Here is a 24,275-nt window from a genome sequence, read left to right as displayed (position 1 = left end):
CTGTTGCGGCGCAAACGAAAAATCGCCGCATTTGCCGCAATCCTCAAAATCCTTGCCGATCCCGAATCATGCCATATCTCCAGTCGAAGCGACGGCAGCCAGCGAAGGGGATTTGATGCGCCTGCTCATTCTTGGCTGCGCCTGGCTGATGGTCGGGATCGGTGTCATCGGCATCTTCCTGCCGGTCCTGCCCACGACACCCTTCATGATCCTGGCGGCAGCGCTGTTCGCGCGCTCATCTCCGCGCTTCGAGCAATGGCTGCTCGACCACCCGCGTTTCGGCCAGCCGCTGATCGACTGGCGCCGTGAGGGTGCGATCTCGCAAAGGGCAAAGATCGCCTCGGTCTCGCTGATGGCGGTAAGCTACGGCATCGTTATCTTCTTCGGGCCGCCGCAGCTCTGGCTGAAGCTGCTGATCGGATTGATCCTCGTCGCTTGCGCGGCCTTCGTGCTCACCCGGCCTGCGCCAGGCCACTGACACCGATCGCATCGCTGCTCGCCAGCAGCGAATGGGCTGCCGAAAGCGCCTGGATCTGGCTGGCAGATTGCGGTCGCCCGAAAAGATAGCCTTGTCCTTCTTCACACTGCATCGCGGCCAGCATTTCACACTGCAGGGCATTCTCGATGCCTTCACAGACAACCTTGAGACCGAGACCATGCGCAAGTGTCGTGACCGTCTGCACGATGGTCTGCGCCGCGCTGTCGCTCACCATCTCGCGGATGAAGGACTGGTCAATCTTCAGCTTGTCCAGCGGCAAGCTGGAGATATAGCTGAGCGACGAATAGCCGGTGCCGAAATCGTCGAGCGCGATGGTCACGCCGAGACCGCGCAGCGCCTCCAGCTTTTCCAGAAGCTCCTCTGACTTTTCGAGGAAGATCGATTCCGTGATCTCGACATGGAGGCGGTGCGGTGCGAGCCCGCTGATGGTGAGCGCCGCGCGAATATCGGAAAGCAGGTCGCCGCGCAGAAACTGCACCGGTGAAATATTGACGGCGACGCTGACATGCGCCGGCCAGCTGGTGGCGGCCTTGCAGGCCTCCTTGAACATGAACTGGCCGAGATCGCAGATGAAGCCGTTGGCTTCTGCGATGCTGATGAATTCGGCCGGCGAGATCATGCCGAGTGTCGGATGTTGCCACCGCAACAGTGCCTCCGCGCCGACCAACCGCCCGGTCTTCAGCGCGACCTGCGGCTGATAGAGGAGGAAGAACTGGCCCTGTTCCAGGGCGCCGCGCATCTCCGCTTCCAGAAGGCGCGAGCGCGCCCGGCGCAGCGCCGACGACGGATCATAGGCCCGCCAGCCGCTGCCGCCGACCCGCTTCGCTTCGATCAGCGCGAGTTCTGCTGCCTCCACCCATTTGCCGGGATCGCCGAGATCGAGCGACCCGCTGCAGGCGCCCACCCGCGCATTCAGTTCGATCTTGATGCCCTCGACACCGAAAGGCGCATCGAAGAGGGCAAGCAGCCGTTCGGCGCTTTCGGCCAGAGCGGGCTCACCTTCGATGCCCGGCGTTGCCAGACAGAGCACGTCCCCCGCCAGCCGTGCGCAAAGGCCATCGATGCCGGCATGGCGACGCAGCCGCGCGGCGACGGCCTGCAGCACGCTGTCACCCTTTTCCCGACCGAGCGTTTCATTCAGGTGGCCGAAGCGGTGAAGATCGATGGCAAAAACCGAGAAACCACGACCAACCTTCGCCATGGCATCGCCAAGGCCCCGCCGGGTGAGAAGCCCCGTGAGGTCGTCGACGCGGGCCATCTCCTCGAGCTTGGTTTCATAAAGATGCCGTGCAGTCATGTCCCGCAGGCTGATGCAGGTGACATGGGTTCCGACCGAGGAATGGCCTTTGCCCCTGCCGCTCTCATAGGGCGAAATGGTGATGACAGCTTCGAGATGCCGGCGCCCGGTTCGCCCCGGCATGCTGAAGGACAGAGGCGCGCTATGCGCCCGGTCGGGCTCGGCGGCATGGTTTGCTTCGAGCGCAAGCACCGCGTCCATCAACGCGCGCGGCACGAAGCTGCTCAGATTGGTGCCCCGGGTTACCGGCTCGTCCAGTTCCAGCATGTCGGTCGTAGTGTGGCTGGCATCCAGCAGGTTGCGCTGCTGGTCGAGCACGATGACCGGGTCGACGCTGTCGTTGATCACCCGCTTGAGCACGCGGCGAATGTCGCGGTTCTCGGTGATCGCCAATTCGGCAAGCCAGCCATTAAGACCGATCTTCTCCGCCATCAGCATCAGGAAGCCGAAGGCCAGCACGGCCCAGATCGTGGCTGTCTGAAAGACGATCGCTTCGTTCTTGTAGAGGAGAAAGGCCGCCGCCTCTCCGAGGGTCACGATCGACGCCGAAGCTGCGAGCGGTACGGCCAGCGAAAGGCGATGGAAGGTCAGCGTATAGGCGATGATCAGGGCTGCGAGCAGAAGCACGATCGGCTCTGCCCGCAGGCGCGTCAGCAACCGGTCCTGCACCAGTGTCTCCGTTGCAAGCACATGCAGCATAGGCCCGCTGAGGATGCCATAGACCGGCACTGCAAAGAGATCCTTCAGTTCGGTGGCATAGGCCCCGACCACAACGGCCTTGTCCTTCAGAGCCTCGCCTGCCACTGCCCCGGACAGGACGTCCGCGACGGAATAGGTGGGCACGGTCTCCGGGTTGATGGAAAAGTCGATGTCGAGCCGGGCGGTGCGGGCATCGCTGTAGCCGGCCAGGACCGCCGGTGCCGATTGGGTCGGGATGCCGTCAACAACATCCGTCACCGGAAAGGATCGCATCAGGCCGTCTGCATCCAGTGAAACGTCCACCAGTGCCGTCCAGGCGTTGTCTGCAAAGAGCGGAATGGGCGAGGTCAGCGTCAGCGGAGCGTTCGATTGTGCTCCGAACTGCTGGCGAAACATCGGCAGGATCACGCCGCCGCCGGCATCCTCGAGGGCCTTGGCCAGCCGCGCATCGCTTTCCGGCCGAGAAGGTGTGCTGAAATCGATGTCGAGGAAGATGTCTCGGGCGCCGGCCGCAACCAGCCGGTCGATCAGCTCGGCATGCACGTCCCGCGGCCATGGCCAGGTGCCGACCTCGATCAGGCTTTTCTTGTCGATGGCGACGAAGACGAAGTCGCCGCTGGCGTCACGAGGAGCCGCAGCGGCCCGGAAGGCGATCAACTCGTTGTCGACATGCTGCACGACGGAGAGTGACGGCAGCAGAAAGGGGAGCGCCATGATCATCGCGATCATGGCGAGTCTGAGCGACGTCAGGGACGACAGGGTGCCGCGCAATGTTGTGGCGCGACCCGTCATGCGCAGACCGAAGGCTTGCCGACGGCTGAATCGCTCGGATCAGTCATCGTCACCGTCATCGTCATCGCTACCGCCCTTGCCTTTGCCCTTGCCGTTTCCGCCGGCATTGCCGTTGCCGTTGCCACCAGCGTTGCCATTGCCGCCACCATTGCCGCCAGCGTTGTTGCCGTTTTCTCCGGAATTGCCATTGCCATTACCGCCGGAATTGCCCTTGCCGTTGCCGCCGGCATTGCTGTTCGACGAGGAATTGTCCTTGTCCGAGGATTTGCCCGCGCTCTCGGCCTTGGACTTGCCATTCGATGTGCTGCTGCCTTTGTCCGACGTTGCGGCATCGCTCTTCACACTTCCGACGGCAGGCACAGCAGGAGACGAGGGAGCGACACGGCTGATACTTGGTTTCTGCGAAATCCCCGCGACCGTCATTCCCGTTGCATCGACCCGAGCACCCTGACCCGCGGATAGCTCGCTGCGTTCGCCGCTGCGGAAGCTGGTGACCTGCACGAGGCCACGATCGACGGCGACGGCCGCATCCCTCTTGCCAACCTGGACGGTGAAGCGCGTTCCCTTCACCACGGCGGCGAGGAAAGGTGTCTGCACAGTCGTATGCGGCTTCTGGCGCTTCTCGATTTCCAGGCTGATCTCGCCAACCTGCTGCACGACCTCTGTCTTGCGGTTGATCGTGCTGCCCCGGGTGATGATCGAAGCGAGCGTATTGGGCTGGAAGGCGATGCTCTCGGCGCCGCGCACCAGTTGCAGGCGCCCGCGCGGACCGGTCGATATCCAGGCCTTGTTCGGCACTGCCATGCCCTTGCGCAGCGGAACCCAGGTTTCCTTGTCGGTCGTGTAAGAGACTTCGCTCGTGGCGCGCGCTGCGACCCAATCCTCGGCGGCCGCCGCAACGGACACGGAAAGGCACGCAAAAACAAGACAGACGATGGTGGAAACGATAACGCGCATGTTGGGCACTCCCTTGAGTGCTAATTGAGCATCTGTTCCTTAAGATTCTTCTGAATTTGGTGGCGCGGTTTTACAAAGCGCCCCATTTTTGGTCACGAGTTGGACGGTTCAGGGAAAGCGGACGGCCGTGCATCGCTTTTGTCTATGTTTGCAGCCGCCGACGATTCGAAAGCCTGCTCGCACCGCTGGTGGCGACGCTTGGCCTGCCCGTTTTCCACCATCTGCAGAAAAATGACCGTCGCTGTGTAACAATCGGCTTCGTTGAGTGTCATGTCACTACAAGCCCCCTTACGCGCAGAGGCACGCATGGACCGCACAGAGCCGAAAACGACCCGACCCGGCTCCGACTGGCAACGGCGCAAGCGCTTCGATCGCAACCTTGTTGTCATCGGTGCGGGCTCTGCCGGCCTGGTCTCGGCCTACATCGCCGCCGCCGCCAAGGCCAAGGTGACGCTGGTCGAGGCGAACAAGATGGGCGGCGATTGCCTCAACTTCGGCTGCGTACCCTCGAAGGCGCTGATCAAGAGCGCCAGGGTCGCCCACCAGATGCGCCATGCCGACCACTATGGTCTGGAGCCGGTCGAGCCGAAGGTGCCTTTCTCCGCCGTGATGGAGCGGATCCACAAGGTGATCGCCGAGATTGAGCCGCATGACAGCGTCGAGCGCTACACCGGCCTCGGCGTGGAAGTTCGGCAAGGCTATGCCAAGCTGATCGATCCCTGGACGGTGGAGATCGCGCTGAACGACGGCGGCACGCAGCGTCTGACGACGCGCGCGATCATCATCGCAACCGGTGCGCAGCCTTTCGTGCCGCCGATCCCAGGCCTTGCCGAGATCGGCTATCTCACCTCGGACACCCTGTGGGAACGCCTTCGCGATCGCCCCGCCGTGCCGCAGAGGCTCGTCGTTCTGGGCGGAGGGCCGATCGGCTGCGAGTTGGCGCAGAGTTTTGCGCGGCTTGGCTCCAAGGTCACGCAGATCGAGATGGCACCGCGTCTTATGATGCGCGAGGACGAGGATGCAGCCGCGCTGGTCGAGGCTTCGATGAAGGCGGACGGTGTCAATGTCCTGACCAGCCACAAGGCGGTCGCCTGTGGCGCGGATGCCGGCGAGAAGTGGATCGAGGTCGAGAAGGACGGCGCCAAGTTCCGCATCGGCTTCGACGAGATCATCGTTGCGGTGGGACGCGCGCCGCGGCTGAAGGGCTTCGGGCTCGAAGACCTCGGCATCAAGGTGGACAGGGTCGTCGAAACCAACGAATACCTCCAGACACTGCATCCGAACATCCTGGCGGCCGGCGATGTCGCAGGGCCCTACCAGTTCACCCATGTCGCCGGCCATCAGGCCTGGTTCGCGGCGATCAATGCGCTATTCGGTGATCTCAAGCGCTTCAAGGCGGACTACAGCGTCATCCCCTGGGCGACCTTCACCGATCCGGAAGTGGCGCGAGTGGGTCTGTCCGAAGCCGAGGCGAGGGAGAAGAAGATCCCGCATGAGGTGACCCGCTTCGGCATCGACGATCTCGATCGCGCGATCGCCGATGGTTCCGCCCGCGGCTTCGTCAAGGTGCTGACCGTGCCGGGCAAGGACAAGATCCTGGGCGCCACGATCGTCGGTGAACACGCCGGCGACCTGCTCACCGAATTCGTCTTTGCCATGAAGCACGGCCACGGCCTCGGCAAGATCCTCGGCATGATCCACATCTACCCGACGCTGGCCGAGGCCAACAAGATGGTCGCCGGCCAGTGGCGCCGCAATCACATCAACGGCTTTCTCCTGTCACTGCTCGAACGCTTCCAGACCTGGAGGCGCGGATGATCGATGCGAAAATCCTGCCGCTGCAGAAGGCGGCCCTGCAGCCGGTCGCCGAATTCCTGGCGCATCGCGGGGTGCGGGCAGATCAGATCAGCCTTGTCGGTTTCCTCGCAGGGCTCGGCGCCTTCGCTGCACTCTGCTTCGGCTCTTTCCTGGCAGCACTTCTGTTGATCCTCGTGAACCGTGCGCTGGATGGCCTCGACGGCGCGGTCGCCCGCATTCATGGCCCAACGGATCGTGGCGCCTATCTCGATATCGCGCTCGATATGGTCTTCTACGCGCTGATCCCGCTCGGCTTTGCGGTGGCGATCCCTGAGGCCAATGCGCTGCCCGCAGCCGTTCTGATCGTCTCCTTCGTCGGCACCGGATCGTCTTTCCTTGCCTTCTCGGCTGTCGCTGCGAAGCTTGGTCGCAAGGCGCCGGAATTCCCCACCAAGGGCATCTACTACGCCGGCGGTCTGGCCGAAGGCTTCGAGACGATCGCGATCTTCGTCGTCATGTGCCTCCTGCCGCAAAACTTCCCGCTGATTGCCTATGGCTTTGCCGCTCTTTGCGCGCTGACGACAGTCATTCGCTGGCGTCAGGCTTGGCTTGCATTCTCGGGAGAAGACCGATGAGCCTTGCCCAGTCTCGGTCAGAGGCCAACATTCAGCCGGTCGAGCGCATTGCGAACCTTCAGCCGCGCCCGGTGAAGAAGCACGCGCATATTGCCCTCGGAGATGTCGAGCAGAGCGCAGACCTCTGCCGGATCGAGCTCCTGCTGGCCGCGCAGGATCAGCACCGCCCGTTGCGCCGGCGGCAGCGTTTCGATGACCGCCTCGACGTGTTGCAGAACGCTCCGACCCTCGATGTGGCGCTCGGGCGTCAGATCTTCCCAGAGCTCGGGTACGGTGCGCCAGTGTCCGCGCCCGTCAAAAGCCTCGCCGAGACCATTGCCATCCCCCAGATCGTCGAAGGACACGATGCGGCCTTCGCGGCGAGCGCGACTGCGGGCCTTGTTGAGGAGGATCGTATAGATCCAGCTTGCGAGCGACCCGCGTCCTTCGAAGAGATCGATGCGGCCGAGCACAGCCACCCAGGTGTCCTGGACCACTTCTTCCGCGATGTCGCGCGACCGGACGATGCCCGCGCAAAAGCGGATCATCGCGGCATTGTGCCGGCGATAGAGCAGCTCGAAGACTGCAGCATCCCCATCAACGAGGTGCCGCGCCAGAGCCAGATCGTCACCTTCATCCTGCGCCACGCCGCCCCCTGCCTCAGCTCGGGCGCCATTAGCAAAACAATCGCCTTCCATGTCCAGCAGCATTCGACCCCATCAAGCCATAGTGACCATGTGGGATCAGTCGCGCCGGAACCGGTGATCTTACAGGGCGCGCGGGCGTATCAAGGAAACTGCGATGAATGATAGCCGTCCCCCGCAGCACGGCCGTCCCCCGGAGGACGAACCCACTTCCTCGAAGGAGGCTGTTGGTCGAGGCAGCCTCTGGCGCTATACGCCTGTCGTCCTCGTCGTCGCCGGGCTTGCACTCGGTTATGCCCTCGGTCTGCAGGACTATCTCAGCCTCGGATTTCTGGCGGAACAACGTCAGGCTCTGAGGGCCTATGTGGATGCCAATTCTCTCTGGTCCGCGCTGCTGTTCCTCGCCGTCTACATTCTGGCTGTCGCCTTCTCGTTTCCGGCAGCCTCCGTGCTGACCATCTTCGGCGGCTTTCTCTTCGGCTGGATGATCGGCGGCGCGCTGGTTGCTATCGGTGCCACAATCGGTGCGGCGCTCCTGTTTCTCGCCACGCGCTCTGCCTTCGGCGACTTTCTGCGCCACCGGGTCGATGGCGTCGTCAAGAAGATGGCGGATGGGTTTCGCGAGAATGCCTTCGGCTATCTCTTCGTCATCCGTCTCGCCCCGGTCTTTCCCTTCTTCGTCGTCAACATTGCGGCTGCCCTCTTCGACATCAGCCTCGGCCGGTTCATCGCCGCCACGTTCTTCGGCATCCTGCCCGGCACCTTCGCCTATGCCTATCTCGGCCAGGGCGTCGATAGTGTGCTGGTGGCGGCACAGGCGAGTGGCCGGGAAGCGCAGATCTCGGATCTCGTAACGCGCGACATCACGCTCGCCTTCTTCGCGCTGGCGCTAGTGGCGCTGATCCCGACGCTGGTGCGCCAGATCCGCAAGCGCAGGACGTCGCCATGAGATTTCGTTTCACCATGTCCGGGGAGGGCTGAGCCATGTTTCGATGCAGTGAAGTCGCCGAGCGCGCCAGCCTTCTGATCGATGGCGACCTCGGCTTCTGGCCGCGACTCAACATCAAGCTTCATCTGGCCATGTGCCTGGGATGCCGGGCGTTTATCGAGCAGATGCGCATCACCGATGATCTGACCGCAATAGTAGATGCCATGCATGATCCGGTGCCGGGCGAGGAGATCAAGGCCGCACTTGCGCGACGACAGATGGGGTCTGGCAAGAAAACGTGAGATCCGCCGGATCTCTGAACCGTAGTTCAAACAGGAGCCGCAACGCTTCAGCGTCCGGCGGTCGACTTTGAAGGAGTAGGGCACACAATGCGATTGATGACAGGGATTTTCGCCGCCGCACTGATGGCAGCCACAAGTATCGTTCCGGCGAAGGCTGCTGGCCCCGAGCTGACCGATTGGGCTGGCATCGAAAAGGCAGCGTCCGGCCAGACGGTCTATTTCAACGCCTGGGGCGGGTCTGAAAACATCAACGCCTATCTCGAATGGGTCGGCGCCGAAATGCAGTCGCGCTACGGTGTGACCGTGGTGCAGGTGAAGCTCGAGGATACCGCAAGCGCCGTTGCCAAGGTGATCGCCGAGAAAGCCGCCGGCAAGAACGAGGGCGGGTCGGTCGATCTCATCTGGATCAATGGCGAGAACTTCGTCTCGATGAAGCAGCAGGATCTGCTTCTTACCCCCGGTTGGGCAACCACGCTGCCCAACTGGCGTTATGTCGATATCGAGAACCAGCCCACCATCCTGACCGACTTTACCGAGCCGACGGACGGGCTGGAAAGCCCCTGGGGCGGCGCGAAGATGGTCTTCTTCTACGACAGCGCCCGCACCGAAGCATCAAACCTGCCGGACAATGCCAGCCAACTGCTCGACTGGGCGAAGAACAACCCCGGCCGCTTCTCCTATCCCGCGCCTCCGGATTTCATCGGCTCCTCATTCCTCAAGCAGGTGCTGAGCGAAGTGATCGCCGATCCCGCCAAGCTGGCGAAGCCGGTGGTCGAGGAGAGCTTCGAGCAGGATGTCGAGCCGCTGTTCGCCTATCTCGATCAGTTGCATCCGGTGGCCTGGCGTTCGGGCAAGACCTTCCCGCAGAACTATCCGGACATGAAGCAGAAGCTGGCTGACGGCGAACTGGACATCATCTTCGCCTTCAATCCGTCCGAAGCCTCTGCCGGCATCAAGGCGGGTGAACTGCCTGAGACCGTACGCTCCTTCACCTTCTCTGGCGGCACGCTCGGCAACACCCATTTCGTCGCCATTCCCTACAATGCCAGTGCCAAGGAGGGGGCGCTGCTGACGGCGAACTTCCTGATCTCGCCGGAAGCCCAGCTTCGCAAGCAGGACCCGGCCTATTGGGGGGATCCAACCGTTCTCGCCATGCCGAAGCTTCCGGAAGCCGATCGTGCCGCCTTCGCAGCGCTTGACCTCGGCGTCGCAACGCTCTCGCCGGACAAGCTCGGCCCCGTGATTGCCGAGCCGCATGCGAGCTGGATAGAGCGCATCGAGGTCGAGTGGCGCCGGCGCTATGCCAGCGGCAACTGAGCTGTGGCAGTCCGCACGACCGATCGCTCTCTGGTGAACGGATTGACCGCACGTCTCCCGAGGAGTGCGGTCGCCCTCACGCTTGGCCTTCTGGTATTGCCGATTACGTTCGGGCTTCTCGGGACGCTGCTGCCGGCCTTCGGTTATCTGCCAGCGCTCGGCGGAGATCATCTCAGCCTGCAACCCTTTCGAGACCTTGCGGCGACACCGGGCCTGGCGACAGCCGCAGTCTTGAGTGTGGCAACCGGGCTTGCCGCCACGTTCATCTCTCTCGGCATCACGCTGATCTTCATTGCGAGTTACGCGGGCACACCGACGCTGTCGCGCCTGCAGCATCTGCTGTCGCCCTTGCTGGCGGTTCCGCATGCGGCCGCCGCCTTCGGCTTTGCCTTCCTGATAGCTCCATCAGGCTTCCTCATCCGCCTCGTCGCGCCACTTCTCGGCATCGACCGGCCGCCGGATATTCTCATCCCGCATGATCCGATGGGGCTGACGATGATCGCGGGCCTGGTGATCAAGGAAACGCCGTTCCTCTTTCTGGTGACGCTTGCAGCCCTGCCGCAGGTCGAACTCGCCGCGGCTCGAAGGCTTGCCGCCTCCTTCGGCTATGGGCGGATCGCGGGCTTTATCTACCTGCTCTGGCCGGCGCTCTACCGGCAGATCCGTTTCGCCGTCTATGCCGTCATTGCCTACTCGTCCTCGGTGGTGGACGTGGCCCTTATCCTCGGACCCAACCTGCCCGGCACGCTGGCAACCCGGCTCGTCCAGTGGATGAATGATCCGGATCTGTCGGCGCGTTTCCTCGCCTCGGCCGGTGCCGTTCTGCAACTGGGCCTTACCCTTGTCGCACTGCTGTCCTGGTTTGCCCTCGAACGTCTGGCGTCCGTCTTGCTTCGCGGCACGAGAGAAAAAGGCTGGCGGTTCCTCCGCGACCAGTTCCTGCGCCGCGCATCGGTCCTGGTCGTCGGCCTGATCGGCGGCGCGGTGTTTGCAGGCCTTGCCATTCTCGCCGTCTGGTCTCTCGCCGGTCTCTGGCAGTTTCCCGATCTCCTGCCGCAGAGCTTTGCGCTCAGAAGCTGGATGAGCGCCCTGCCGCGCATTGCCGACCCGCTGGTGACGACGCTGGTGACGGGCCTCGCCTCGACGCTCATGGCGATCCTGCTGACCATCGGTTGCCTCGAACGGGAGCTTCAGACGGGACGCAGAGTCGGCGAGAAGGCGCTGTTGATGCTCTATCTGCCGCTGATCGTGCCGCAGATCACCTTCGTTTTCGGCCTGCAGCTTCTTTTCATTGGCAGCGGTGGCGGCGAACACAGGATCACAGCCCTTGTGCTCGTCCACCTCGTCTTCGTGCTGCCCTATGTCTTCCTCTCGCTGGCCGATCCCTGGCGGGCACTCGACCGTCGCTACGAGATTATCGCTACAGCCCTTGGCCGGTCGCGGATTTCGGTGCTCCTGTCGATCCGCCTGCCCATGCTGATCCGTCCGATCCTGACGGCGCTCGCCGTTGGCTTTGCCGTCTCGGTCGGGCAGTATCTGCCGACATTGCTGATCGGCGAGGGGCGGCTCTCGACCATCACCACGGAGGCCGTAGCTCTCGCCTCCGGAAACAACCGTCGCGTCATCGGAGTCTATGCCCTGCTGCAGACCATCCTGCCTTTCCTCGCCTTCGCGCTTGCCGCGCTGATCCCCGCAGCACTCCACCGCAATCGCCGGGACATGAGGGTGTGATGATGCTCCAACGACCGCCCGCCAACGGCCTCTCCCTCTCGAATATCCTGATCCGCCTCGATGATGTCAGCCTGATCGAGCTGACCGCAGATGTGCCTGCCGGTTCGGTCTTTACCGTCATGGGACCGTCGGGATCGGGGAAATCCACCTTGCTGTCCTTCATCGGCGGCTTCCTCGATCCGGCGTTCCGCGCCGAGGGGACCGTCTCCGTCGATGACGTTGACCTCCTGTCACTGGAGCCGCAAGCACGCCGCGCGGGGATCCTATTTCAGGACCCACTGCTCTTCCCGCATATGTCGGTCGGGGCCAATGTTGCCTTCGCCATACCCGCTGATGTGTCGGATCGCCGCCAGCGCCGGCAGATCGCAGCAGACATTCTGGCTGAAATGGACCTCACAAGTTTTGCCGACCGCGACCCGGCCACGCTTTCGGGCGGGCAGAAGGCGCGGGTGGCGCTTGCCCGCGTTCTCGTGTCCCGCCCCAGATTGCTGCTGCTCGACGAACCCTTCTCCAAACTCGACATGGAGCTGCGCGCCCAGATGCGGACCCTGGTGTTCGAGCGCGCAAGGACCGCCGGCCTGCCGGTCATTCTCGTTACCCATGATGAGGCGGATGCAGCTGCTGCTCGAGGTCCCGTTCACCGTATCGGCATGAAGGACGCCTTGGATGGCTGAGGGACGCGAAATGCCCGTCCCGGTCGTCCTTCTCGGCGGTGGCCACGCTCATGTCGAAGTGGTGCGCCGGCTGGGCGAGCTCGGCTTCGGCGCGCAGATCACGCTGGTTTCACCCTCTCGCCATGCGCCCTATTCCGGCATGCTGCCGGGCCATATCTCCGGGGAATACAGTTTCGACGATTTCCATATCGACCTGGCTGCCTTGTGCACACGCGCCGGCGTCACCTTCCTCGAAACCGCTGCAACCGGCATCGACCCGGAACACCACGTGGTCTCGCTCGCGAGCGGCGAAAGCCTCGGCTACGGCCTGCTCTCGATCGATATCGGCTCCACCCCATCACTGCCTAAGGGCATATCGACCGGCATCTCCGTGAAGCCGATCGCGAGTTTTGCCGATCGGCTTGCGCGGCTTGATGCGCTGGCGAGAGAGGGACGGCTCTCGACACTGGCGGTGGTCGGGCAGGGGGTCGCTGGCGTCGAGGTAGCCTTTGCGCTGAAGCGCCGGTTGGAGCGACGCGGTATCGGTATTGCCCTCGTCGGTCGGGCGACGGAGCCGGTTCCGGAACGCAGCCGCTGGTCACGACGACTGCTGGAACGGGAAATGCGAAAAGCAGGCATCGCCCACCACCCCGCTTTCGATGTCGTGGCCTTCAGCGACGGCGAACTGGTCGCGCGTGACGGGCGGCGGCTCTCAGTAGACGAGGTCGTTTGGACGACGTCGAGCGGAGCGCCCGCCTTCCTGCGCGAGACCGGCCTCCAACTCGACGAAAAGGGTTTCATCCGTGTCGACGAGACCTTGAGATCCCTATCGCATTCGGAGATCTTCGCGGCCGGTGACGTTGCATCCCTGCCGAGCCCCCGTCCGAAGGCCGGCGTTTTCGCTGTCCGTCAGGGGCCGGTGCTGGCCGAGAATATCCATCGCAGCCTCGTGGATAAAAGCCTCAAGCCCTATCGCCCCCAGACCTCCTGGCTGGTCCTGATCTCGCTCGCCGACGGACGGGCCATTGCCGACAAATGGGGCTTCGCGATCCTCGGCCGCTGGGTGGCCCTTTGGAAGCACCGCATCGATAGCCGGTTCATGCGGCGCTACCGCTGAACGAGGCCCCAAGCGCCGGCCGCTGATATTTTTTCCGACCCGTGGAGCCAGCATCGGGGTTGCGCGTTTAGCAACGTGATTATCGGGGGCTTTACATAAATGATGATGACGTACTTCGCGGGCTATGAGGCTCAGGTTGCGCTTGGGCTGGTGGTATTGCTCTTTGCGATGTTCGTTTGGGAGAAATATCCGGCCGAAGTCACAGCCTCGGCCGGTGCGGCGCTGTTTATCGTGCTCGGTTTTGTGCCGACCGACAAGGCGATGGCGGTCTTCTCCAATTCCGCACCGCTGACCATCGCCGCCATGTTCGTCCTGACGGGCGCACTGGTCCGCACAGGGGTGCTGGAAAGCGTCGCAGGCATCGTTCTCGAACGCGCCAAGACCTATCCGAAGCTGGCACTGGCTGTCTTCCTGCTGACTGCACTCGCAGCCTCCGCCTTCATGAACAATACGCCGGTGGTTCTGGTGCTGATCCCGATCGTAATCCGGCTTGCGGCAGCGCTCGACATCGCCGCTACGCGCCTGCTGATCCCCGTATCCTATGCAGCGATCCTGGGTGGTACATTGACCTTGCTCGGCACCTCTACCAGCCTTTTGGTCGATGGCGTCGCGCGCAGCCAGGGCATGGAGCCGTTCTCGATTTTCGAGATCACGCCCGTTGGTCTCGCTACGGCCGGAACGGGCATCCTCACAATGCTAGTCCTGGGCAAGTTCCTTCTGCCGGATCGACGCGAGGAAGGCAGCGAACTGGCAAGCCAGGATGACGCCGAATATCTCTCGGAGCTGACCGTGATGACCGATGGTCCCTTAACCGGAAAAACCATCGGCGAGATCGCGGAATTCAAGCAGCCCGGCCTGCGGATCGTCGGTCTGCGGTCGGACGGCAATGTCGTTCGCAAGGACGTGCCGTCCCTCACGCTCAAGAAAGGTGACGCGCTGATCGTGCTTGCCAAGTCCCCTGAGTTGCTCACCTTGAACAATCTCGAAGGGTTGCGGGTTGGGCAACGGCGCGGCACGGCGGGCGACGGCGAAAAGATTGTCGTGGAAGCCGTCGTCGCACCCGGCCGCTTCAGCTATGGCACGCTCCTCTCCAGTCTGTCCCTTGGCCGCCGCTTCGGCGTCCGCATCCTGGGCGCCCATCGTCACCGGCATGTTCCGGGACCCGATCTCGGCAATGTCCGTTTGCGCCCGGCAGACAAATTGCTGCTCGAAGGGACCGCCGAAGCGCTCGACGAATTGTCGCACGAAAGCGATCTGGTATCCGTCACCCGTTCGACGGCCCGTGCCTTCCGTCCAACCAAGGCGCCGCTTGCGCTTCTGGCGCTGGGCCTCGTCGTCATGCTTGCAGCCTTCAACGTCATGGACATTGCGATCCTTGCGATGATCGCTGTCCCGGCCATCCTCATCCTCCGCTGCATTGATGCGGACGAGGCCTGGGGGTCGATCGAGGGCGGGATCCTGATCCTCATCTTTGCAATGCTGGTCATCGGCCAGGGTCTGCAGGAGACAGGTGCGGTCACTCTCGTGGTCGATGCGGCCATGCCGATCATGTCGACGGTGTCGCCCTTTGTCGTCTTGCTCCTCGTCTATGTGCTTGCCTCGACGCTGACGGAATGCGTGACCAACAATGCGGTTGCCGTCATTCTGACGCCCATCGTCATCAGTCTCGGGCAGCAACTGGGTGTCGAGCCGCGGGCGCTGGTCGTGGCGGTGATGTTTGGTGCAAGCGCCAGCTTTGCGACGCCGATCGGCTATCAGACAAACACGCTTGTCTATGGTGCGGGCAACTACCGCTTCAGTGACTTCGTCAAGATCGGACTGCCGATGAACATCATCGTGGGCTTTGCGTCGTGTTATGCAATCTATCTGTACTATGGTCTTTGAGGAGGCCGACACGGAACTGTCCGGGACCAACGCAGCGATTGAACGGAACGCCAGCGGCTGCCGATCGTTGAGTCCTTTGAGTCCGGCCAGCTATTGCAGAAAGGCGGTGCCATGAGGATCCGCGCAGGGTTTCACATCGAATATGAATGTCAGAACGAGACGCCGATGCTGCTCGTCCTGAAAATTCACCCATCGCGAGAACGGGATCTCTGCACCGAGCAAAACCTCTCCTTCAGCCGTCCGATCTCCCATCGCGACTATCTCGATGAGTATGGCAATGCCTGCAGCCGGATCCTGGCGCCGCCCGGAAGGACGATGATCTCGGCCGAGTTTGAGGTGAGCGATAGCGGGCTGCCGGAGTTTCTGCCCGAACAGGCCGTGCAACTCCCGATCCAGGACTTGCCCGATCATGTCCTGGTCTTCCTGCTGGGCAGCCGCTATTGCGACACCGACCGCTTGGCCGATTTCGCCTGGCAGCAGTTTGCCAAGACGCCTTTGGGCTGGCCGCGGGTGAAGGCCATACTCGACTTCGTCCACGGCCATCTCGTTTTCGACTATGACAGGGCCGACCCGACGCGCACCGCCCATGGTGGCTTCATCGACCGGACGGGTGTGTGCCGCGATTTCGCGCATCTCACCATCACGCTCTGCCGCTGCCTGAACATCCCTGCGCGCTACTGCACCGGATACCTCGGCGATATCGGCGTGCCCAAAGATCCGCATCCCATGGATTTCAGCGCCTGGTGCGAGGTCTATCTCGGTGGTCGCTGGTGGACCGTCGACGCGCGCCACAACAAGCCCCGTATCGGGCGCATCCTGATGGCGAGAGGCCGCGATGCCACCGATGTCGCGCTCTCGACCGCGTTTGGACCGGCTACACTCACCCATTTCGAGGTCGTGACGGAAGAGATTGTGTGACGGGTTACGCAGGGCGTGAGCCGGGTGACCAGTGAGCCTCGATGAATTCCAGATGCTCTTGCAAGCACTGACAGAAGGAACGTGCCGCCATGTCCATCCAGAGAGCGAGCTTCTATGTGCTCCTTATCGTCGTGACGGTCGCTTTCCTTTGGCTTCTCGTTCCCTACTACACGGCCGTGCTCTGGGCCGTCATTCTGGCGATCCTGTTTTTCCCGCTGCACAAGCGCCTGGAGCGCTTTCTCGGCGGCCGAAGCACCATCGCGGCTTTGCTGACGGTCCTTCTTTGCATATGCCTCGTCATCCTGCCGGCACTCGCTATCCTGGCCTCGCTCGTCCAGGAAGGAACCAGCCTCTATCAGCGCATCAGCAGCAACGAGATCGACCTCAATGCGCACCTCCTGCGCCTCCAGGCCGTGCTTCCCGCATTCCTCGACAACTGGCTGAACTCGCTCAAGATCGGTGGCTTTGCCGAGCTCTGGGCCAAACTCTCCTCCGGGGTCATGGAGGCGGGGCAGTCGATTGCGGGTGGTGTATTGAGCTTTGGGCAGAACACGCTGCAGTTCTTCATCAGCATGGGCCTGATGCTCTATCTCCTGTTCTTCCTGTTCCGGGACGGTGCCTCCTTGGGACGGATGATGCGCCACTCCATCCCGCTGAGCGACGACTACACGCGGCAGTTCCTCGACAAGTTCGCGGCCGTGGTCCGTGCGACCGTCCGCGGCAATGTTATCATCGCGATCATCCAGGGCACGATTGGCGGCATCAGCTTCTGGGCGCTCGGGATCGAGGCGGCCCTTCTGTGGGGTGTGGTCATGACCTTCCTGTCGATGCTGCCGGCCGTCGGCGCCGCGATCGTTTGGATCCCCGCTGCGATCTGGCTTTTCCTTGTCGGCGCATGGATCAAGGGCATCATCATGGTGGTGATCGGCGCGCTCGTCATCGGGCTGGTCGACAACCTGCTTCGCCCGCCACTGGTGGGGCAGGGAGCGAGGCTTCCGGACTATGTAGTCCTCATATCGACCGTCGGCGGGATCTCGCTGTTCGGCATCAGTGGTTTCGTCATTGGCCCCTTGATTGCGGCTCTCTTCATCTCCGCCTGGTCGCTGTTTACCCAGCAGCAAACGCAGTCGCCGAAGGCATAGAATTCCGCAGTTCCGAACTGAATCGGACTGTCGCCATTCATAAGCGGAACAAAACAAGGGTGATCGCGGTTACACCTTTTGAACGAAGGTTGCTGTCCTTGCAATTTTTGATTTAGGCGCCATATTGAGTGCAATGACAGCCATTGTAAGGGCGTTGTCATTTTCCGGGCGGCACTCACCCGAGCCCCAACAAAGGAGGACGACATGTCTTCCGACGACATCAAGCAGTCCATCGACAATGCGGACGTCAGCATCATCAGAGATGTGTTGCGACAAACGGGTTTTCAGTTTGAAGAGCCCATGGCTGAGCTTGACCGGATCGCCGCACGCCATGTCATGGAGCTTTATCAGAAGGGAATTCGGGAGCCCGACCGTCTAATTGCTGCGCTCAGCGCCTGGGCAACAAGTGTCTCGACAACACGGTATCAATCCAAGTCTGTGGAGATCTAACCATGACGCTGTCCTTTAACAACCCGACCAGAAGCTATGACGAGCGCCGCGGTGTCATCCGGTTTATCGGTCACGACGGATTGAACCAGATCCTGTTTCTGTTTCCCGTCGAACTGCTCGATCAGGCTGCTCCAGCGCCGAGACTGCATGAGCAGGGCTACCTGATGGCCTTTGATCGATACCGCACCAAGATCATCGCGATCGCGCAGGCGATGTACAAGCAGAACAACCGGTCCATGATCGAACTGGACGCGGGTGCGGTAGGTTCGTCCTTTCGGACCGCAAACTGATTTCAGGCAGGTCACGCATACCCGTGCCTTCGGGCTGAGGAGACGTCCATGCATTTGGAAATCGTGTTGCCAATCATGAAGACGGAGACCGGCGAACGTCCTGAAGGACGGTTCTTCGCATCGTCATGGTAGTCCGGCTGAGCTCTAGGTCTGTCGGCTCGATCACCGATCCGCGCATCCTGTCGGCGCTTCGCAAGCGGCCCGCCCACACGGCTTCCGGTCAGGAGGTCGGGCACGGCGCGGACGGTTTGCAGGAACACGCACCGGCTGCCCGGATTGGCGAGCGTAGGACCATGCGGATTGGTTTCTCCTTACCGAAGAGGCCGGGTGGTCTCTTACAGGAGATCGCCTTGTCGCGGTGGGAAAACGAGGGTGGCAGTGCTTCAGGGCTGCGCACACCCGGGACCTCCGCGTCGGAGGTCGACGATGGAGAAACACTCTAAAATCGTCGTCCTGGCCGATGTTCGATCAAGCCTCGACGCCGCGCGTGCCTCCATGCGGAACGTCATCAAGATCAGGCGCCCCATCGATCCACGCGAGGTCTGCAGCATTCTCCTGTTCGCGCACAGGAAACGGCCCTTTCAGACGCCGAAACCATGAAGGTCCTGATGACGCGGCGATATCCGCCAGCGTTTGCCCCCTGGATCGACCAAGAGAATGGAGCTTTGCATGTTTACCCGAACGAAGACCAGGACGGTGCATTTCGATGGCCCCTTCACGCTGGCGGGCCTCGATGGAACCTATCCGGCAGGCGACTACCAGGTTCAGGACGATGAAGAACAGATCACTGGCATCTCCTGGCTCGCCTATCGGCGGATCTCAACCGTGATCGAGGTCGTGACCGGCAAGAAGAAGAGCCTCATCGATATCGATCCCTCCGACCTCGACGCAGCGCTCGAAAAAGACAAGCAGTTGGCCACGCAGAAAAACTGATTGCGCCTCTGGCCCACGCATTCGGGCCTTTAATCCGCGACCGAAAACAACTCGCTCTCACACGAATGGAGAAATTCATGCCCTCTCATCGCTTCACCATTGGACAGATGGTTCGCCTCGTCACCACCAAGGGCCTCTCGCCGGCTGCCGCCGTCACCTACACGATCGAAGCCCCCATGCCGGCATACCAGAACAGCCCGCAATACCGGCTCTGGAATGCCGAACTGCATCAGGGACGCGTCGCCCTGGAGCGGGATCTCGAGGCCGTCGGATCGCTCTGATCCCTGAGCCGAGGCGCATGTATCCACGATCTGGACGCGCGTTGCGCCCCGGCAATTTTCGGCGAGACCTCGCCACCAAGTTCTGAAGGGAACGCAGATGACAAACCCGACACGTATCGCCTTCATCGGCAATTCCCTTCCGCGCCAATGCGGGATCGCGACATTCACCAGCGATCTCTCCCAGGCCATGGCCGATGCGGCGGAGCCGATCCGCACGAGCATCGTCGCCGTGACCGACCCGAAGCAGAGCTATGCCTATCCGGAGGAAGTGATCTTCGAGATCCGTGAAGACGAGATCGAAGATTACGTGACGGCCGCACGCGTGCTCAATGAGGGGCGCTTCGATGCGATTTCGCTCCAGCATGAGTTCGGCATCTTCGGCGGCCCCGATGGCGAATTCATCCTCGCGCTCCTCGACAACCTGCGCATCCCGGTCGTCACCACCTGCCATACCATCCTTGCCGAACCCACGCCCTCTCAACACCGCGTCTTGCAGAAGGTCGCCGCCCACTCCAGCCGTGTCGTCGTCATGGCTGAGAAGGGGCGCACCCTGCTGACGGAAATCTATGGCGTCGCTCCCCAGAAGATCGATGTCATTGCCCATGGCATTCCCGATCGCCCCTTCCACGATCCTGACATCGCCAAGGTCGAGCGCGGTTATGCCGGCCGCCCTGTCATCCTGACGTTCGGCCTGCTCTCTCCGAACAAGGGCATCGAGGTGGTCATCGACGCCATGCCGGCGATCCTGAAGCAGAGCCCGGATGCAGTTTATGTCGTGCTCGGCGCGACCCACCCGACCCTTCTGCGCACGCAGGGCGACAGCTATCGCGACGGCCTGCGCCAGCGCACCGAGCGGCTCGGCGTCGATCACGCCGTCCAGTTCCTCAATCGCTTCGTCGATCTGCCGACGCTTCTCGATTTCATCGCCATGAGCGATGTCTATGTGACGCCTTATCTCGATGAGGCGCAGATGACCTCGGGCACGCTCGCCTATAGCTTCGGCATGGGCAGCGCGGTCGTATCAACGCCCTATTGGCACGCATGCGACCTGCTGGCGGATGGCCGCGGTATCCTCGTGCCCTTCGGCGATGCAGCCGCCACCGGCGAGGCAATCGCCTCCCTGCTCGGGGATGATGTTGCAAGGACGGCGATGCGAAAGCAGGCCTACGACGCCGGCCGATCGATGATCTGGTCGCATGTCGCCACACTCTATCTCGACAGCATGGCGAAAGCCCGCGCTGCCTATCGACCGAAGCTGGTCAGCGATCTGATTTCCCTGCGGATCAAGCGACCGCCACAACAGACGGCGCTGAAGCTCGGCCATCTGCGCACGATGTGCGACGATACGGGCATCTTCCAGCATGCTGTGTTCTCGGTCCCGGACCGTTCCCACGGCTACTGCGTCGACGACAATGCCCGGGCACTGCTTCTGTCTTCGCTGCTTTCCGCAGTCGGCGAGACCGGCATTGCGGACCGGATGACGGCCTCCTTCGCCTCCTTCGTCGAACACGCATTCAACCCGGATACCGGCCGTTTCCGCAACTTCATGAGCTTCGATCGCCGTTGGCTCGAAGACGAGGGATCCGAGGACAGCCATGGGCGCACGCTCTGGGCGCTCGGTGCCTGCACGCTCTCGGACACAGATGCACCTCGTCGTCGCTGGGCGAGTGCCCTCTTCGCGAGGGCAATGACCGCCACTCTCGATTTCCGCTCGCCGCGCGCCTGGGCCTTCACCCTGCTCGGCCTCAATGACTACTGCACCGCCAACCCGCAAGATGCCCACGCCCGCATGTTGCGCGTCCGGCACGCGGAAAACCTGATGGACCTGGAACGCCGGGTGTCGCAAGGCGAGCGCCGCTGGTTCGAGGAGGGGCTCTCCTATGAGAATGCCCGCCTGAGCCAGGCCCTGATCATCACGGGTGCAGCGACCAAGGTTTCGGCCTTTGTCGAGACCGGTGTGGCGACCCTGCAATGGCTGATGACCCAGCAGACGGGGGAGGCAGGCCAGTTCCGCGCTGTCGGCACCGAGGGCTTCTTCGAGATCGGGCAGGCCCCGAAACTCTTCGATCAGCAGCCGGTCGAGGCGACGGCCACGGTGTCAGCCTGTCTGGCTGCCTATGAGGCGACCTCCGACAAGACCTGGATCGAGGCTGCCAACAAGGCCTTCGACTGGTTCACCGGCAGCAATGATCATGGCATCTCGCTCGTCGACCCCGAGACGGGCAGTTGCCGGGACGGGCTGCATGCCGATCGTCCCAACGAAAACCGAGGGGCGGAATCCGTCCTCTGCTACCTGATCTCCTGCATCGAGATCGGCCGCGCCAACCAGATGCTGCGCCCCGTGCTTCCGAGGATTGGCGTCAGGCAATTGTCCTGACCCGACCCTCCCATGCCCAGAACTCCGAAGGATCTTCCTTGCCCCATTCAAGCCTTCTCAATCGGCAGGCCCTCTATCTGAAGCCTGATCCCACGAGGGTCATCGTTCGCCCTTTCAAACCGTCGACCGAGCCGCGGCATCTCAACCCGCGTGACAAGACGAGGGCCAACGAAATCGTCGACCGCGTGCTGTCTCTCGACCCGACGGCCACGGCAAACCAGCTGCGCGACATCCTTGCCAATTTCGACGGCCGGCATCGCAACCTGCTGCGCCAGTTCGAGCTGCGGGCCGACGCCATGGAAGATGCCTTCCAGCACCACCAGCAGTTCAGTCAGCAGGAGCGGCAACTGGTCGGCGCCTACTTCATGAACGAATATTCGTTTGAATCAGCTGCCCTGTTCAATCCGAGCATCGTGCCCCATCCGGATCAATCCGACATTCCGGCTGGCAGCACGCGGGTGATCATCAGTCTGAGGGCCGTCGGCGAGGGGCATATCTCGTCCCTGACCTTCCGCTCCGGCGTCATCGATCCGAAGGGGGCGGTGACGATAGATGCCCCGACGCGGCTGGCGGGCCTGCCCGACATCCATGCAAGCGATGGCCTGGCGCCCGCCGGCTGCATCGGGCTTGCCTTCAAGAGCGAAAGCGAACTGAGCGAGCGGGTCATCTTCCCGGTCACCGAGGCACAATCCAACGGCATCGAGGATGCCCGCTTCGTGGCTTTCGATGACGAGGGCAAGACGATCTATTTCGCGACCTATACCGCCTATAGCGGCTCCTCGATCCGCTCGGAGCTTCTCGAGACCACTGATTTTCTGAACTTCACCCTGACGCCGCTTCATGGCTCGGCCGCCCGCAACAAGGGCATGGCGCTCTTCCCCCGGAAGATCGACGGGCACTACGCGATGATTGCCAGGCAAGACAGCGAGAACCTCTTCCTGCTCTATTCCGACGATCTGCACCACTGGGACGAGGGACGGCTTCTGATGAAGCCGGAATTCGCCTGGCAGTTCGTCCAGATCGGCAATTGTGGCTCGCCGGTCGAAATCGACGAGGGATGGCTTCTGTTCACCCACGGCGTGGGACCAATGCGGCGCTATGCGATCGGCGTGACGCTGCTCGACAAGCACGACCCGAGCATCATCCTCTCGCGCACGGTCGAACCGCTGCTGCAGCCGGAACCGACAGAGCGGGAAGGCTATGTCCCGAACGTCGTCTACTCCTGCGGTGCCATGCGCCATGGCGATCTGATCGCCCTGCCTTATGCGGTGTCGGACACCTATTCCAACTTCACCACGATCAAGATCAGCCGGCTTCTGGAGACCATGCGCCCGATTGGCGCGACATCGTGAGCGGCGAGGGGCTTGGTCCGAAAGGCTCCGGGCCATGACCCTCGCTTTGCTCAAATCCTGCTTCTTGGAAGAGATCCTCCCGACCTGGGCTAAGTCCGGTTTTGACGACAGCAGCGGACAGTTCGTCGAGCATCTCGAGCTCGACGGATCGCCCCAGAGATCAGGTGGGGTCCGAACACGCACGGTGGCACGCCAGATCTATGTGCACGCCCATGCAGCCCATCTTCGCGTCGCCCCGTCCGGGTCGCTTGCCATGGCCGAGCGGGCTTTCGCCAATCTCCACAGGGTCGCCTGGGTCGGGGGCAAGCGCAGTGGCTATGCGCGCGCCTTCGACCGCCGCACTGAGACCGTGACCGATCCCGTGCGGGACCTCTACGACAATGCCTGCGTCCTTCTCGCCCTCTCCTGGCTGCTAACGGCAACGGGCAAGGACCTCTATCGTCGTCAGATCGACCAGATGGTAATCGCGATCGACCGGACGTTGAAGGATGCCTTCGGCGGCTGGGCCGAAGACAGTGACGGTACCCTGCCACGCCGGCAGAACCCGCACATGCACTACCTCGAAGCCACGCTGGCACTCTGCGAAAACAACCGGACCTCCACGCATATGCGGGCGGAGAGCAAGGCGTTTGCCCTGCTGCGCTCGCATTTCCTCGTCGGACCGAAGGGGCCCTTGCACGAATTCTTCGGCCCCCGTTGGGAACTGGCCGAGCAATACGGGTCGGACCGACTGGAGCCCGGCCACATGTGCGAATGGGTTTGGTTGACGAAGCGCCACGACACCCTCGCGCACAGTGACCACACCGCGATCTGCCTGGACCTGCTGTCAACCGCGCTCACGATTGGACGAACGAATGGCTCGCTCTTCCTGGTCGATGCCGTTTCCGCATCAAGACCAGTCAGCCCGTCGCGTCGGCTCTGGCCGCAGGTTGAGATGCTGAAGGCATTCCTGGCGCTCCACGAGCGTCTCGGGCTTGGGATTTATCTGGCTCAGGCGGACGACGCGGCCTCGGCGATGCTGGCCACCTATATGGCCGATGCACCCGCCGGCTGCTGGCATGATTGCCTGGATCTCGCGAATAAGCCGATCGCCGGCACGATCCCGGCGAGCTCGCTTTATCATCTCTGGACGATGGTCGCAGACCTGGTCGAGAGCGACAGGCAGATGGCCCCCATGAGATCAGAAGCAAAAGCCTGCTAGAGGCCTTTCTCGCTCCCGATCTTTCTCCACCCCAAAGTCCGTCTGCCTCCGACATCCGTAGAGGATGTGGCAGGCAACTCGCCCCACTCCGGACTGCGGA

General features: G+C 62.4%; 23 protein-coding genes. 19 read left to right on the top strand and 4 right to left on the bottom strand.

Translation table 11 applies throughout. From position 1 onward, the window contains the following. Positions 1-115 precede the first annotated feature (115 nt). Positions 116-478, top strand: a complete 363-nt coding sequence (locus AC02Y0_RS14945) for a YbaN family protein (protein ID WP_476379662.1) — start codon at positions 116-118, stop codon at positions 476-478. On the opposite strand, the gene AC02Y0_RS14940 is transcribed toward AC02Y0_RS14945, so the two are convergent. From AC02Y0_RS14940 to AC02Y0_RS14930, 3 genes are all read right to left on the bottom strand, one after another. After that, complete coding sequence (locus AC02Y0_RS14940) at positions 453-3,287, bottom strand: EAL domain-containing protein (protein ID WP_476379661.1); 2,835 nt, start codon at positions 3,285-3,287, stop codon at positions 453-455. The genes AC02Y0_RS14945 and AC02Y0_RS14940 overlap by 26 nt on opposite strands. Positions 3,288-3,326: 39 nt before the next feature. Further along, positions 3,327-4,244, bottom strand: coding sequence for a FecR domain-containing protein (locus tag AC02Y0_RS14935; protein ID WP_476379660.1), 918 nt, complete (start codon positions 4,242-4,244; stop codon positions 3,327-3,329). Positions 4,245-4,336: 92 nt separating this feature from the next. Beyond that, positions 4,337-4,516 (bottom strand): hypothetical protein, encoded by a 180-nt coding sequence (locus tag AC02Y0_RS14930; RefSeq protein WP_476379659.1) that lies wholly within the window; start codon positions 4,514-4,516, stop codon positions 4,337-4,339. A gap of 34 nt (positions 4,517-4,550) precedes the next feature. Here AC02Y0_RS14930 and AC02Y0_RS14925 point away from each other — a divergent pair, with 34 nt between their 5' ends. Together AC02Y0_RS14925 and AC02Y0_RS14920 are read left to right on the top strand one after the other, a co-directional pair. Next, positions 4,551-6,062, top strand: coding sequence for a dihydrolipoyl dehydrogenase family protein (locus AC02Y0_RS14925; RefSeq protein WP_476379658.1), 1,512 nt, complete (start codon positions 4,551-4,553; stop codon positions 6,060-6,062). Beyond that, a complete protein-coding gene (locus AC02Y0_RS14920) occupies positions 6,059-6,676 on the top strand; it encodes a CDP-alcohol phosphatidyltransferase family protein (protein ID WP_476379657.1) in 618 nt (205 codons plus the stop codon). The genes AC02Y0_RS14925 and AC02Y0_RS14920 overlap by 4 nt, the downstream gene beginning before the upstream one ends. 17 nt (positions 6,677-6,693) lie before the next feature. On the opposite strand, the gene AC02Y0_RS14915 is transcribed toward AC02Y0_RS14920, so the two are convergent. Next, positions 6,694-7,302, bottom strand: coding sequence for an RNA polymerase sigma factor (locus AC02Y0_RS14915; RefSeq protein WP_476379656.1), 609 nt, complete (start codon positions 7,300-7,302; stop codon positions 6,694-6,696). Positions 7,303-7,456: 154 nt separating this feature from the next. Between AC02Y0_RS14915 and AC02Y0_RS14910 the strand changes: the two genes are divergently transcribed. The 16 genes from AC02Y0_RS14910 to AC02Y0_RS14835 all read left to right on the top strand — a co-directional run bounded on the left by AC02Y0_RS14910 (position 7,457) and on the right by AC02Y0_RS14835 (position 24,175). Beyond that, the gene (locus AC02Y0_RS14910) at positions 7,457-8,248 is read left to right on the top strand and encodes a TVP38/TMEM64 family protein (protein ID WP_476379655.1); all 792 of its coding nucleotides are present in this window, start codon (positions 7,457-7,459) and stop codon (positions 8,246-8,248) included. 35 nt (positions 8,249-8,283) lie between these two features. After that, on the top strand, positions 8,284-8,529 hold the full coding sequence (locus tag AC02Y0_RS14905; RefSeq protein ID WP_476379654.1) for a zf-HC2 domain-containing protein: 246 nt from the start codon (positions 8,284-8,286) through the stop codon (positions 8,527-8,529). Between the two features lie 87 nt (positions 8,530-8,616). Further along, entirely contained in the window at positions 8,617-9,846 is a 1,230-nt protein-coding gene (locus AC02Y0_RS14900) for an ABC transporter substrate-binding protein (protein ID WP_476379653.1), read from the top strand. A gap of 42 nt (positions 9,847-9,888) precedes the next feature. Further along, complete coding sequence (locus tag AC02Y0_RS14895) at positions 9,889-11,577, top strand: ABC transporter permease (protein ID WP_476379652.1); 1,689 nt, start codon at positions 9,889-9,891, stop codon at positions 11,575-11,577. Positions 11,578-11,579: 2 nt separating this feature from the next. Next, entirely contained in the window at positions 11,580-12,251 is a 672-nt protein-coding gene (locus tag AC02Y0_RS14890) for an ATP-binding cassette domain-containing protein (protein WP_476384049.1), read from the top strand. After that, a complete protein-coding gene (locus AC02Y0_RS14885; RefSeq protein WP_476379651.1) occupies positions 12,244-13,347 on the top strand; it encodes an FAD-dependent oxidoreductase in 1,104 nt (367 codons plus the stop codon). The genes AC02Y0_RS14890 and AC02Y0_RS14885 overlap by 8 nt, the downstream gene beginning before the upstream one ends. 99 nt (positions 13,348-13,446) lie before the next feature. Continuing rightward, positions 13,447-15,231, top strand: a complete 1,785-nt coding sequence (locus AC02Y0_RS14880; RefSeq protein ID WP_476379650.1) for an SLC13 family permease — start codon at positions 13,447-13,449, stop codon at positions 15,229-15,231. A 111-nt stretch (positions 15,232-15,342) separates the two neighbouring features. After that, positions 15,343-16,149: a transglutaminase-like domain-containing protein gene (locus AC02Y0_RS14875; RefSeq protein WP_476379649.1), complete on the top strand. Its 807-nt coding sequence runs from the start codon at positions 15,343-15,345 to the stop codon at positions 16,147-16,149. 89 nt (positions 16,150-16,238) lie between these two features. Continuing rightward, entirely contained in the window at positions 16,239-17,291 is a 1,053-nt protein-coding gene (locus AC02Y0_RS14870; protein ID WP_476379648.1) for an AI-2E family transporter, read from the top strand. 204 nt (positions 17,292-17,495) lie between these two features. Then, complete coding sequence (locus AC02Y0_RS14865) at positions 17,496-17,741, top strand: hypothetical protein (protein ID WP_102019245.1); 246 nt, start codon at positions 17,496-17,498, stop codon at positions 17,739-17,741. Positions 17,742-17,743: 2 nt separating this feature from the next. Next, a complete protein-coding gene (locus AC02Y0_RS14860) occupies positions 17,744-18,031 on the top strand; it encodes a DUF1488 family protein (RefSeq protein ID WP_476379647.1) in 288 nt (95 codons plus the stop codon). Positions 18,032-18,700: 669 nt separating this feature from the next. Next, entirely contained in the window at positions 18,701-18,964 is a 264-nt protein-coding gene (locus tag AC02Y0_RS14855; RefSeq protein WP_476379646.1) for a hypothetical protein, read from the top strand. Positions 18,965-19,041: 77 nt separating this feature from the next. After that, the gene (locus tag AC02Y0_RS14850; RefSeq protein ID WP_444557423.1) at positions 19,042-19,245 is read left to right on the top strand and encodes a hypothetical protein; all 204 of its coding nucleotides are present in this window, start codon (positions 19,042-19,044) and stop codon (positions 19,243-19,245) included. 97 nt (positions 19,246-19,342) lie between these two features. Beyond that, positions 19,343-21,622, top strand: a complete 2,280-nt coding sequence (locus AC02Y0_RS14845; protein ID WP_476379645.1) for a glycosyltransferase family 4 protein — start codon at positions 19,343-19,345, stop codon at positions 21,620-21,622. Positions 21,623-21,660: 38 nt separating this feature from the next. Beyond that, entirely contained in the window at positions 21,661-22,974 is a 1,314-nt protein-coding gene (locus tag AC02Y0_RS14840; protein WP_476379644.1) for a glycoside hydrolase family 130 protein, read from the top strand. A 34-nt stretch (positions 22,975-23,008) separates the two neighbouring features. Further along, positions 23,009-24,175, top strand: a complete 1,167-nt coding sequence (locus AC02Y0_RS14835) for an AGE family epimerase/isomerase (protein ID WP_476379643.1) — start codon at positions 23,009-23,011, stop codon at positions 24,173-24,175. Positions 24,176-24,275 lie beyond the last annotated feature (100 nt).

The organism is Allorhizobium sp. nf9_anc (assembly GCF_056323085.1).
The sequence above is the reverse complement of the archived record's forward strand: the minus strand, read 5'-3'. Positions and strand labels throughout refer to the sequence as shown.

Excerpts from the sequence above, each read along its gene's own strand:
- AC02Y0_RS14835 (WP_476379643.1), top strand. The coding sequence starts at position 23,009 with ATGACCCTCGCTTTGCTCAAATCCTGCTTCTTGGAAGAGATCCTCCCG.
- AC02Y0_RS14865 (WP_102019245.1), top strand. The coding sequence starts at position 17,496 with ATGTCTTCCGACGACATCAAGCAGTCCATCGACAATGCGGACGTCAGC.
- AC02Y0_RS14905 (WP_476379654.1), top strand. The coding sequence starts at position 8,284 with ATGTTTCGATGCAGTGAAGTCGCCGAGCGCGCCAGCCTTCTGATCGAT.
- AC02Y0_RS14940 (WP_476379661.1), bottom strand. The coding sequence starts at position 3,287 with ATGACGGGTCGCGCCACAACATTGCGCGGCACCCTGTCGTCCCTGACG.
- AC02Y0_RS14875 (WP_476379649.1), top strand. The coding sequence starts at position 15,343 with ATGAGGATCCGCGCAGGGTTTCACATCGAATATGAATGTCAGAACGAG.
- AC02Y0_RS14930 (WP_476379659.1), bottom strand. The coding sequence starts at position 4,516 with ATGACACTCAACGAAGCCGATTGTTACACAGCGACGGTCATTTTTCTG.
- AC02Y0_RS14935 (WP_476379660.1), bottom strand. The coding sequence starts at position 4,244 with ATGCGCGTTATCGTTTCCACCATCGTCTGTCTTGTTTTTGCGTGCCTT.
- AC02Y0_RS14870 (WP_476379648.1), top strand. The coding sequence starts at position 16,239 with ATGTCCATCCAGAGAGCGAGCTTCTATGTGCTCCTTATCGTCGTGACG.
- AC02Y0_RS14900 (WP_476379653.1), top strand. The coding sequence starts at position 8,617 with ATGCGATTGATGACAGGGATTTTCGCCGCCGCACTGATGGCAGCCACA.
- AC02Y0_RS14850 (WP_444557423.1), top strand. The coding sequence starts at position 19,042 with ATGCCCTCTCATCGCTTCACCATTGGACAGATGGTTCGCCTCGTCACC.
- AC02Y0_RS14885 (WP_476379651.1), top strand. The coding sequence starts at position 12,244 with ATGGCTGAGGGACGCGAAATGCCCGTCCCGGTCGTCCTTCTCGGCGGT.
- AC02Y0_RS14845 (WP_476379645.1), top strand. The coding sequence starts at position 19,343 with ATGACAAACCCGACACGTATCGCCTTCATCGGCAATTCCCTTCCGCGC.
- AC02Y0_RS14860 (WP_476379647.1), top strand. The coding sequence starts at position 17,744 with ATGACGCTGTCCTTTAACAACCCGACCAGAAGCTATGACGAGCGCCGC.
- AC02Y0_RS14910 (WP_476379655.1), top strand. The coding sequence starts at position 7,457 with ATGAATGATAGCCGTCCCCCGCAGCACGGCCGTCCCCCGGAGGACGAA.
- AC02Y0_RS14855 (WP_476379646.1), top strand. The coding sequence starts at position 18,701 with ATGTTTACCCGAACGAAGACCAGGACGGTGCATTTCGATGGCCCCTTC.
- AC02Y0_RS14920 (WP_476379657.1), top strand. The coding sequence starts at position 6,059 with ATGATCGATGCGAAAATCCTGCCGCTGCAGAAGGCGGCCCTGCAGCCG.
- AC02Y0_RS14925 (WP_476379658.1), top strand. The coding sequence starts at position 4,551 with ATGGACCGCACAGAGCCGAAAACGACCCGACCCGGCTCCGACTGGCAA.
- AC02Y0_RS14890 (WP_476384049.1), top strand. The coding sequence starts at position 11,580 with ATGCTCCAACGACCGCCCGCCAACGGCCTCTCCCTCTCGAATATCCTG.
- AC02Y0_RS14945 (WP_476379662.1), top strand. The coding sequence starts at position 116 with ATGCGCCTGCTCATTCTTGGCTGCGCCTGGCTGATGGTCGGGATCGGT.
- AC02Y0_RS14880 (WP_476379650.1), top strand. The coding sequence starts at position 13,447 with ATGATGATGACGTACTTCGCGGGCTATGAGGCTCAGGTTGCGCTTGGG.